General features: G+C 63.3%; 9 protein-coding genes and 2 pseudogenes. 7 read left to right on the top strand and 4 right to left on the bottom strand.

Features of this window, described 5'->3' with window-relative positions; translation table 11 throughout:
• From DB30_RS30210 to DB30_RS30180, 7 genes and pseudogenes are all read left to right on the top strand, one after another.
• Nucleotides 1-389 (top strand): annotated as a pseudogene (locus DB30_RS30210) (hypothetical protein); the annotation flags it as partial.
• Between the two features lie 127 nt (nt 390-516).
• Nucleotides 517-678 carry a hypothetical protein gene (locus DB30_RS30205; RefSeq protein ID WP_153258430.1) on the top strand — a complete coding sequence of 54 codons (162 nt, stop codon included), beginning with the start codon at nt 517-519 and terminating at the stop codon, nt 676-678.
• A 55-nt stretch (nt 679-733) separates the two neighbouring features.
• Nucleotides 734-1,012, top strand: a pseudogene (locus DB30_RS30200) (transposase); the annotation flags it as partial.
• A gap of 534 nt (nt 1,013-1,546) precedes the next feature.
• Nucleotides 1,547-2,806 (top strand): group II intron reverse transcriptase/maturase, encoded by a 1,260-nt coding sequence (gene ltrA / locus DB30_RS30195; protein WP_052555490.1) that lies wholly within the window; start codon nt 1,547-1,549, stop codon nt 2,804-2,806.
• 7 nt (nt 2,807-2,813) lie between these two features.
• Complete coding sequence (locus tag DB30_RS30190) at nt 2,814-3,791, top strand: IS3 family transposase (RefSeq protein ID WP_146661261.1); 978 nt, start codon at nt 2,814-2,816, stop codon at nt 3,789-3,791.
• Between the two features lie 539 nt (nt 3,792-4,330).
• A complete protein-coding gene (locus DB30_RS30185; RefSeq protein WP_146661259.1) occupies nt 4,331-5,185 on the top strand; it encodes a hypothetical protein in 855 nt (284 codons plus the stop codon).
• Nucleotides 5,186-5,288: 103 nt separating this feature from the next.
• Complete coding sequence (locus DB30_RS30180; protein ID WP_146661257.1) at nt 5,289-5,936, top strand: glutathione peroxidase; 648 nt, start codon at nt 5,289-5,291, stop codon at nt 5,934-5,936.
• Nucleotides 5,937-5,973: 37 nt separating this feature from the next.
• Here the strand turns inward: DB30_RS30180 and DB30_RS30175 are convergent, their stop codons facing one another.
• The 4 genes from DB30_RS30175 to hemB all read right to left on the bottom strand — a co-directional run bounded on the left by DB30_RS30175 (nt 5,974) and on the right by hemB (nt 10,857).
• Nucleotides 5,974-7,386: an NYN domain-containing protein gene (locus DB30_RS30175; RefSeq protein WP_052555488.1), complete on the bottom strand. Its 1,413-nt coding sequence runs from the start codon at nt 7,384-7,386 to the stop codon at nt 5,974-5,976.
• 95 nt (nt 7,387-7,481) lie between these two features.
• Complete coding sequence (locus tag DB30_RS30170) at nt 7,482-9,275, bottom strand: AMP-dependent synthetase/ligase (RefSeq protein WP_146661255.1); 1,794 nt, start codon at nt 9,273-9,275, stop codon at nt 7,482-7,484.
• A gap of 50 nt (nt 9,276-9,325) precedes the next feature.
• Nucleotides 9,326-9,865, bottom strand: coding sequence for a thioredoxin domain-containing protein (locus tag DB30_RS30165; RefSeq protein WP_052555484.1), 540 nt, complete (start codon nt 9,863-9,865; stop codon nt 9,326-9,328).
• A complete protein-coding gene (gene hemB / locus DB30_RS30160) occupies nt 9,859-10,857 on the bottom strand; it encodes a porphobilinogen synthase (RefSeq protein WP_052555498.1) in 999 nt (332 codons plus the stop codon). Before hemB ends, DB30_RS30165 begins: the two co-directional genes overlap by 7 nt.
• Between the last annotated feature and the right edge of the window lie 39 nt (nt 10,858-10,896).

The following is a 10,896-nucleotide window of genomic DNA, read 5'->3' as shown; positions in this document are numbered from 1 at the left end:
TGTTGGAGCTGGCGCGGAAGCACCAGGTGGTGGATCCGGGGGATGATGGTGGTGGGGATGGGGATGCTGGTGGGGACGGGGATGCTGGTGGGGATGGGGATGTGAAGGCGATCGGGCCGCTGGGGTTCGCGGGGGTTGGTGTGGGGGTGCTGGGGCTCGCGGGGGTTGCGTTTGCGGTCCGGGGGGTGGAGCCGGTGGACGAGACGCTGCAGGAACAGACGAATTACCGAACACCCGGGAATGTCGTGTTGTCGATTGGCGGCGCGGCGTTGATCGCTGGGGTGGTGATGATCGCGGTGGACGTCAGCAAGCGGAAGAAGGCGCGGAGCAAGAGCCAGTCCGGGGCGAAGGTGCGCGTGCGGCCGCAGGGCGTCGGCTTCGCGTTTTGATCCGAGTGCCAGTTTGTCGTGATCGGCCAGGTTGTGGCTGATCGTGCCGGTGGCATGATGCAATTGTGCATTGTGTTTCGCTGGTGAAGTGCTTGACCGCAAAAGCCAGTCGTTGGACACTGGAGAGGTGAATTCCCGTCAAGCTGTCATCCTCAGTCTGGGCTTCGTCGTCGGGGCGCTGCTGCCGTCTAGCTCGGGGTGTGTCGAGGCGAACCCCGATCATTGTGTGAACAACGGCGGTGATGGGTACTGCGCGCAGCAGCACTCGGACTGGGAAAACGCGTATTAGATCTGCCCCAGTTTGATGGACACCTCCGGAAGAAGGAAACTGGAGGACAAGCACCGTGCCACGCAAGAAACGCAGGACATTTACACCGCAACAGAAGGCCGAGGCCGTCAAGATCTGCCAGCGGTCAAGCAAGCCGATCGCTCAGGTAGCTCGAGATCTCGACCTTCCTGAAGGGGCACTCAGGAACTGGGTGAACCAGGCGAAGGTCGACGAAGGCGGAACCAGCGATGCCGGGCCACTGACGACCGAGGAGCGGGAGGAGCTCAAGCAGCTGCGCAGGCAGAATCGCGAGCTGCAGATGGAGCGGGATTTCTTAAAAAAAGCCGCGGCCTTCGTGTGCCACGAGCGCGATCAGTGATGCGATCGCCAACTACACCAGTGATGAGGGATGGCCCCTCGGAGTCGGGTTGCAGGATCAGGCTCCAAACCACCTCGAGCTGCGTCGGTCAAGAGCCGTCGTGGTGAGCGTCGAGGGAAAGTCGCGAGGGATATCGCGACAGGTAGGATTCGAGAAGACGAACGCAAGTGAACCGCTGATGACGTGTCGTGAGCTTTACCATTGGCGTCGAAACCGGGATGGAAGGCTAGCCCGGGAGGAAATCCAGCGGGCACCTGCTTACTGGCTGGGTGACGCTCGGCATAAAGGCGGCGTGAGTTCGAATCAGGCGCTGGTGTGGAACGTGGGAACCTGTCGTCCCGATGCCAAGGAAAGAACTCGAGCGGAGAGCCTCCGTGAGGGCGCAAGTACCGATGCGGGGCACAGGGGCGGAGCATCTCGTAGTAGCGATGAAGCGTGTGAAAACACGCTGAGCCAAGGGGGTGCATCGTCTGTCCTGGGTCAGAGGTCAACCGGAAACGGGAAGAACCGATGACGCAGACAAAGCCGTTCACCATCCCTAAGAGGATGGTTTGGGAGGCCTTCAAAACAGTGAGGGCCAAGCGGGGAGCTCCGGGCGTCGATGGCCAGGGGACCGATGATTTCGAGCGTGAACTTCGTCGAAATCTTTATCGGCTCTGGAACAGGATGTCTTCGGGCTCTTACCACCCTCCGCCCGTCTTGCGGGTGGAGATACCGAAAGGGGATGGCGGCGTGAGGGTTCTCGGTATACCAACTGTCGAGGACCGTATCGCTCAGGCCGTCGTCAAGATGTATCTCGAACCCTTGGTGGAACCGGTGTTTCACTCCGACTCTTTCGGCTATAGGCCCGGGCGCTCGGCACACGATGCTGTCGAAAGTGCTCGCCGCCGATGCTGGAAGCATGGGTGGGTTTTAGATCTCGACATTCGGTCGTTCTTCGATCGCTTGGACCACGAGTTAGTACTTCGTGCGGTCAGGCGGTTCACGGATTGCCGATGGGTGCTCTTGTATATCAAACGGTGGCTGAGGGCAGATCTCCAGGACCAGGATGGTCAGGTCGTACCCCGTGATCGGGGCACGCCCCAAGGGGGTGTCATCAGTCCGCTGCTGGCCAACATATTCCTCCATTTGGCTTTCGACCAGTGGATGTTCGAGACTTTTCGAGGCGTGCCATTCGAACGGTACGCCGATGACATTCTCGTGCACTGCGAATCGAAGGGGCATGCGGAGTGGATGCTCGGCCAGATCAAGCAGCGTCTAAAGCGTTGTCGACTGGAGTTGCATTCGGGAAAGACCCGGATCGTTGGCTGCATGCCGGGAACGTGGTCGAGGAGCGAAGTCAGGAGTTTCGACTTCTTGGGCTTTACCTTCCAGCCCCGTCTGGCGAAAGCTTGGACGGGCCAGATCTTCGTCTCCTTCAGCCCCGCCATCAGTGGGAAGGCCGCGCGTCGCGTTCGCCAGACCATGCGGCGGAGTTGGAGGTTGCCGAGGAGGACGAGGATGACTCTCGAAGAGCTTGCGGCGTTCATCAACCCAGTGCTACGAGGCTGGATACGCTACTACGGTCGCTTTCGGCCATCAGCGTTGATCTCGGTGCTGCGAGGGTTGAACGTTGTGCTTCGCCAATGGGTGATGCGAAAATACAAGCGCTTCAAGAGGCGACCCCGGAAGGCGATGGCCTGGCTTCAACGTATCGCCGAGCGTACTCCCGGACTCTTTGTCCATTGGGAGCTCGCTGGGCTCCTCCCAACGGTGCCGGCTGGACGATAGGAGCCGTATGAGTCGAGAGATTCACGTACGGTTCTGTGGGGGCGTGAGGGGGAGGTTCCTTTGCGCTACCCGACTTCGCCAAGGAAAGCTCGTAGCGTCTGAGGCCTACGAGCTGATCCACGCGGAGAAGGCCAACTTCCCGATCAAGCTGATGTGCAGGGTCCTCGAGGTGTCGAGGTCGGGCTACTACGCCTCGCTAACCCGGGCGCCATCGAATCGAGCCAAGGAGAACGAGTTGTTGAACCAGCAGATCACCGAGATTTTCGACGAAAGCCGCGGCACCTATGGCAGCCCTCGGGTGACGGAGGAGCTCGAGGCCCAAGGCTTCGCCGTGGATCGAAAGCGAGTCGCGCGGCAGATGGCCAAGCTGGGGCTCAGCGCTGACCTAAAGCCGAAGTTCCGGAAGGCGGACGCCGAGCCGACCAATCCGGCCGCGCCCAACGTGCTCGAGCGCCGCTTCGATGTCGACGAGCCGGACCGGGTCTGGGTCTCGGACATCACCTACGTCTGGACCATCGCCGGCTGGGTGTACCTCGCCGTCGTGATCGACCTGTTTTCGCGCCGGGTCGTCGGATGGGCGAGCGCCGATCATATGCGCGCCGACCTCGTCCTCGATGCTCTGAGCGCCGCGCTCGGGAGCCGGGAGCCGTCACAGCAAGGCTTGCTCTTCCATTCGGATCAGGGCTCCCAGTACAAGGCCACGCGCGTCCGCGAGACACTCGACGACGCAGGGATCACTTGCAGCATGAGCCGCCGCGGCAACTGCTGGGACAACGCCGTCGCCGAGGCCTTCTTCGCTACTTTGAAACGCGAATACGTCTATCGGAAGATCTTTCTCACCCACGAAGATGCGATGACGTCTATTGCGGAATGGATCGAAGTTTTCTACAATGGCCAACGTAGGCACTCGACCATCGGCTACTGCTCGCCGGTCGAGTACGAGCGGGACTTCTACGCCGCGAACACGGCGAGTCAAGCCGCATAGAACCAGGTGTCCGAATTTTTGGGGCAAGACCATATTGCTCGGACAATACTTGCGTGGATGTGGCCACGGAGGACGGGTGTCAGGAAGCTGTGCCTACCGGGTGTTGGTACTGCGATGGGAAGCCGGGGGCGGAGTGCAGTGATGTTGTTGGGGATGGTGATGGGGATCCAACGGGGGACGGTGATGGTGAGCCCACGGGGGACGGAGATGGTGACGGAGATGGTGACCCAATGGCCTGCATGGGTGACGAGGACTGCAGCGGCCCTGATGCGCCGTTTTGTGACATCGAAAGCGGGGTCTGTGTCGATTGCGAGGGGACCGCAGACCCCGATGCTTCGTGCGCGGGCGCTGACCCGAGTACGCCAGTGTGTGAAGGGGCGACCTGCGTGCAGTGTACGGCTGACATCCAGAGCGCGTGCACGGGGACGACGCCCATCTGTGATGTCGCTGGGAATGTGTGCGTGGGGTGTTCGGAACACGAGCAGTGCTCGGATAGCGCGTGCAATATTGCGGAGGGGAACTGCTTCGATCCCACTAACGTGGTTCATGTGAATGGGAACAATGGTGTGGTGTGCATCGCAGCGGACGGCAGTGAGGCGCTGCCGTACTGTGAGGTCGGGGCAGCAATTCTCAACGCCCCGAACGAGTCAATTGTTGTTATTCATGAGCTTGTCGGGAGTGCGGCATATCAGGAAGATATTGCCGTAACTGGGACCCTGGCATTTTTCGCAGCTAACGGCGAAACTCCGATCTTGGCAGGGTTCAATGCGAATCCTGCCGTCACGGTTGCGGTGCCCGGCACGCTGTACATGCGAGGGATCCAAATTTCACTCTCTGCGGCCCCCGGGTTTCGTGTCAATGGCTCCGCGTGGGTCGAGGACTCACTCATCATTAATAACCCTGGTGGCGGTATCGTTCTCGCAAGCGGCGGAACACTCATGCTAGAGAATTGCTTCGTAGGCGGAAACGTAACTGATGTGGATGCCGTTACCATCACTGATGGTACGGCGACTATTTTGTACAGCACCCTTGCCGGGGGAGCGGCCGCATCGCGCGCGCTAGTTTGTGCTGACGAAAGTGACGTGACTGTTCGGAATAGCTTGATCGTCTCTAGGCAAGTGGATGACGAAATGTCGTGCCCAAATGTGACAGCGTCTGACAGCGCTTTTGAGATGAACGTCCCAGGTAATACATCACTCGGTATGATGCCAGACACTAGCTGGTTCGTCAGCTACCAAAACGCGGACTTTCACCTAGTGCCCGGCATGTATCCAGCTGCGATTGACACGGCTGGTTCCTGGTCGACCGATGATCCCACGGACGATATTGACGGCGATCCACGGCCAAACACTGTTGGTGCGCCAGATTTTGCCGGCGCCGATCGCATTCCCTGACGTAGGGCTACAGGGCGAACCGCCCTCTCCGGTGAGCACCCACACGGGCGATGACGCTTCCTCAACGCCCTCACTCCTGTACACCACCAGCATGCGCTCCGCCATGTTCCTCGTCGCTGTGCTCCTGGTAGCCTGCGACGCAAAACCACCCGCTGACCAAGCTCCCCCAGTCGAGCAGCCCGCCGCGTCAGCTGAACAGATCGTGCCGGAGCCCCCCGCCGCGCCGGCCCCCGCCAAACCGATCGCCCCCAACGAAGTGATCCTCGATCAACAAGTCAAACTCCTAGACGGCACCACCAAGAGCCTGTCCGACTACCGCGGCAAGGCCCTGCTCGTCGTCAACACAGCCTCGGAGTGCGGCTTCACCCCTCAATACGCCGAGCTCCAAGAACTCTACGGCAAGTACAAAGCCAAGGGCTTCGAGGTTGTCGCGTTCCCCTCCAACGACTTCGGCGGCCAAGAGCCAGGGACACCCGAGCAGATCGACGCGTTCGTTCACAGCGAGTACGCGGTCGAGTTCCCGATGTTCGACAAGGTGGTGACCAAGGGCGCCAACAAGGATCCGCTGTACCGCACGCTCACCGAGGAGACCGGCGAAGGCATCAAGGGTGAGATCGCCTGGAACTTCACCAAATTCCTCGTCGACCCGCAGGGCCGCGTCGTCCAGCGCTTCGAGCCGCCGGTCACGCCGCTCGCGCCCGAGTTGATCGCGGCGCTCGAGAAGGTGCTCCCGACCCCACCTGCACAGTGACTCGGCGGACTGCAGATCCGACAACCTGTGAACCGGCTCAGCGCCCGCGCTGCTGCTGCGAGCGCCGGTACTCTTCAACACGCTCGATCAGCTCCGCCGCGCGCCCATCATCGATCTCTAGCAGCGCACACAGCCGCGCCCGCGCATCCTCGGGCTCTTGCGGCAGCAGCTCGTAGACCTTGTAGACCAAGCTCTGCTCGACCCGCAGGCGCAAGCGGTCGACCTCGCGGTAGTCGGGCTTGAGCCGAAGCCCGCGCTCGAGGTGGTCTAGCCCGCGGTCCGGCGGATCAATATCGAACACCCACGACTGATAGAGCGCCCACAGGTACCGGCGCACGGTCGAGTGCTCGAGCTCGTCGTTCGAGACCGCTGCCGCCCGCTCTTCGAGGCGCTCGAGGATCCTCGCCTGGCTGCGGAACGCGTCGCCGGTTGGCAGCTCGGCGTGGATGAACTCGAGGATCGCGTGGCGCCGATGCAGCTCGAGGTGCAGCCCCGTGCGGGCCAACCGAGCGCGGGCCCGGCTCAAGAACGCCTCGGGCGTTGGCTCCCAGGGACGCACCGGCTGCGAGATCACGGCGCCGCTGTGGCGAGGCGATTCACCCTGCTCACCCTGCTCATCCCGCTCACCCTGGCGCGCCTGCTGATCATGCAACTGTACGGCGCCGCCCTCGGCAGGGAACACCCGAATGTCGCGGCTATGCGTGTCAGTGGCGTACTCGATGCGCACGACCTCCGGCATGGCCTCGAGCAGCTTCGAGAACTTGAGGAAGCCGAATTGGGTCTCGTCAAAGCCGGGATCAATGCGGTTGCGGATCATCGGCTTGAGCGTGGCGCCCAGGATCCCACCCACGCCGACCTCTTCGGCCAACAGCAGGCGCATGTGCTCCTTGAACACCGCCAGGTCACGAATCTCACCCGCGCTGCGCGGGACTTCGCGCTGCTCTTCCGGGCCCCAGGTCCGCCACAGATCGCGGTAGTAGACGAAGCGATCGCACAAGTTCGGGAGGTCGCGCGAGGCAGACTCGCGGACCGAGACACCGATGATGCGGTGGCCGTGCTCCCGCACGACTCGCAACAGCGGAAGGAAGTCCCGATCACCGCTGATCAGCACGAAGGTGTCAAACTCGCGCTCGTAGAGGGCCCTGACGGCGTCGACGGCCAGCGCGACGTCGACCGAGTTCTTGATCTCCGAGCCGTGGCGACGACCGAACACGTGGACGGTCTCGATGCCCTGCACGTACAGGTCTTGCTGGTGCTGCCGGACGCCGGGGCTTCGCCAGTCAGCATAGGCCCGCGCGAGCACCAGCCGACCCTCATCACGGACGAACCGGACCAAGCGCTGAATGTCGACATCGAGCTCCTGCTCGCCATCGACGGCCGTGTTGTTGTTCTCGACCCCGTAGACGAGGTTCTCGAAGTCGATGAACATCGCGACGCGATCGCTGGGCATGGGGAGGAGTTATACCCCACGGCGCTTGGGTCTGGGTCAAGCCGGGAGGGCCCAGGGCCCGCCCAGGCCAATCCAGATGGCCCGGTGGACCCCGCTCAGGCGTAGAAAGCGGCGATCTCCGCCTTGTACTTCTCGTTGATCGCCTTGCGCTTGATCTTCATGGTCGGCGTCATCTCGCCGCCCTCGATGCTCAGATCCCGCGGAAGGATCTTGATCTTCTTGATGGTCTGAACCCGCGCGAGCTCGGCGTTGACAGCTTCGATCGACCGCATGACGAACTCGCTCAGCTTGGGATCCTGCGAGAGCTCTTCCAGGGTCTCGCTGGTGCTGCCGGTCTGCTTGAGCAGATCGTCGAACTTGTCCTCGTCGATCGTGAGCAGCGCAGACAAGTAGGGCATGCGGTCGCCCACGACGACGGCCTGGCTGATCCACACGAGGTTCTTGAGCTTGCCCTCGATCATCTGCGGGGCGATGTTCTCGCCGCCGGCGGTGATCAACAGATCCTTCTTGCGGTCGGTGATCCGGTAGAAATCACCGGACCTCTCACCAATGTCGCCCGAGTGCAGCCAACCCTCGGCGTCGAGCGCATCGGCGGTCGCCTCGGGGTTCTTGTAGTAGCCCTTGAACACGTTGCGGCCGCGCATGCACAGCTCGCCGTCTTCGGCGACCTTCAGCTCGGCACCTGGCAGCGCCCAGCCAACCCAGCCAACCTGAAATTTGTTGGGGGTCGACATGCTGGCTGGCCCGGTGCACTCGCTCATGCCGTAGACCTCGTTGATCAAGATCCCCAGGCTGCCGAAGAAATCCAGGGTCTCTTTGGCGATCGGCGCTGCCGAGGTGATGTTGAAGATGCTGTTGTCGAGGCCCAGCCGGTGCCGAACCTTGGAGAACACCAACTTGTCGGCGAGCCCATACACGAGCGGCGGGGCCTCGCCGCGCTGGCGGTTCTCGATCGCCCGGGCGCCGACCTTGCGCGCCCACTGGGCGATCGCCTTCTTGAGCCCCGTGTTCTGGGCGCCCGCGGCCATCATCTTGGCTTGGATCTTTTCCCACACCCGCGGCACGCCCAGGAACACGTGCGGCCGGACCTCCGCCAGGTTCTCGCCGAGCTTCTCGAAGCTCTCTGCGAAGCTGGTGCACAGGCCTTTTTGCATGGGCACGAAGAACGTGACGACCTGCTCGGCGATGTGCGACAGCGGCAGGTAGCTGAACATGCGGGCGCCCGGATCGAGCTCGAGCACCGAGGCTGCCGAGGCCGAGGTCCAGGTCAGGTTGTCGTGGCTGAGCATCACACCCTTGGGCTCGCCGGTCGTGCCCGAGGTGTAGATCAGCGTGCAGATGTCTTCGGGGGTCTGCGCGGCGATGCGTGCTTCGAGCTTGGCGTCGTCGAGCGCGTCGCCTTGCTCGAGCATCTGCGCCCACGAGTGCACGAGCTCGTCCTCGTGCTCGCCACGCATCAACACGATCGCGCGCAGCAGCGGCAGCTGGTCACGGACCTCCAGGAACTTGGCGAGCTGCTCGTGGTTCTCGACGATCGCTATGTTGGAGTCGCTGTGGCTGGCAATGTATTGGCACTGCGCTGGCGAGTTGGTCGTGTAGATCCCGACCGGGACCCCGCCAGCGTGGATTGCTGCGAGGTCGCCGATCAGCCAGCGCTTGCAGTTGAAGCCGATCAACGACACGCCCTTGCCGGGCTCGAGGCCCAGCGCGAGCAGGCCCTTCGCGGTGCGGCGGACCTCGGCGCGGTACTCGGTCCACGTGGTGTCCTGCCAGGAACCCGAGCTGGACTTGGCGCGCAGCGCTGGGGCAGAGCCATACGACTCGGCCGCGGTGTCCAACAGCTGCATGACAGTTTGCGGGGCTCGATCGCGGAACGCGGCGTCACTCATTGTCCGACCCCTACCACGAAAACCGGACCGGCAGGAGAGCCGGCGCGCGCTCAGTTCGAGAAGAACCGAGCCATCGTCCTGGCGATGTTGTCGAGCGTGTCCTCGCCCCAGGCCGCGCCGGTGATCGTGTGACCGGTGGCCTGGCCCTGTGCATCGAGCTCGTAGAACACGGGGACCGCGACAGCCCGGAGTTCTTTGGTGCGGTGATCGTTGACGAAGTCGTCGAGCTCGGCGCGGATCAAGTAGACGCCGGCGAGGGCGGCCTGCAGCCGTGGTTCTTCCAGGAGTTCGCCGAACATGCGCGAGGGCGGGCACCACAGCGCGCCGAACTCCAAGAACGGGCGCAGACCTTGGGTCTCGGCCGTGTTGGCGTGTTCGCGCAGCATCGCCCCGAGCGGCGTCCCCCCGCGCAGGTGCACGACCACGTGCGAGCTCACCGGTGCCTGGGCAACGACGCGCTGAGGCGTAGCGGGGGACTCACCCGAGTTCAGCTGCTTGGTGCTCGGGCGTGTGACCAGCCAGAACACCAGGGAGCCAAACCCAAAGACGATGAGCAGGCCCGCGATCCCAAGCGCGAAGATGCTCACCATGGCCGGCCCTCGCGCAGCCAGGTCGCGGCGTCCGGGGCGAAGTAGCTCAGGATCACGTCGGCGCCTGCGCGGCGGATTGCGATCAGGCTCTCGAGCACGGCCTTGCGCTCGTCGAGCCAACCGCGCTCGCACGCCGCCTTGAGCATCGCATACTCGCCGCTGACCTGGTACGCAGCCAAGGGCAGCGGGGTGGCCTCGCGGACCGCTCGGATCACGTCCAGGTAGGGCCCCGCGGGCTTGACCATGACCATGTCGGCGCCTTCGTCTTCGTCGAGCTCGACCTCGCGCAGGGCCTCGCGCACGTTGGCCGGATCCATCTGATAGGTCTTCTTGTCGCCGTGCTTTGGGGCCGAGTCGAGCGCCTCGCGGAACGGGCCGTAATAGGCCGAGGCGTACTTCGCCGTGTACGCGAGGATCGACACGTCGGTGAAGCCGGCGTCGTCGAGGCCGTCCCGGATCGCCCCGACGCGCCCGTCCATCATGTCAGAAGGCGAGATGATGTCGGCTCCAGCGCGGGCGTGACACAGCGCTTGCTCGACCAGGACCTCGACGGTGGCGTCGTTGAGGATCCGTCCGTCGGGGGCGAGGATCCCGTCGTGGCCGTCGCTGGAGTAGGGATCCAGGGCCACGTCGGTCACGACCATCAACTCGGGCCAACGCTGCTTGAGCGCTCGGATCGTGCGCGGGATCAGGCCTTCATCATTGTGGGCCTCGTGGCCATGGGCGCTCTTGAGCGACTCATCGATCGCGGGGAACAACACCAGCGCGCGTAGATCCAGCGCCACGGCCCGCTCGGCTTCGCGCAGCAGGCCTTCGGGGCTCAGGCGCGAGCGGCCCGGCATCGACGTGATCGGGATGTCGTCGGAACCCTCGTGGATGAACAGCGGGTAGATGAAGTGCTCCGGTCCCAGCCAGGTCTCGCGGACGGCGTCGCGGATCGCCGTGCTCTTGCGGTTGCGGCGGGGACGGGCGGTGAGGTCGAGGCGGGCCATCGTCGTCGAGACTACGCTACGGACGTGGATGACGGTAGC

Source organism: Enhygromyxa salina (assembly GCF_000737335.2).
GTDB classification, from domain to species: domain Bacteria; phylum Myxococcota_A; class Polyangia; order Nannocystales; family Nannocystaceae; genus Plesiocystis; species Plesiocystis salina_C.
This window is presented reverse-complemented; position numbering and strand designations above follow the sequence as displayed.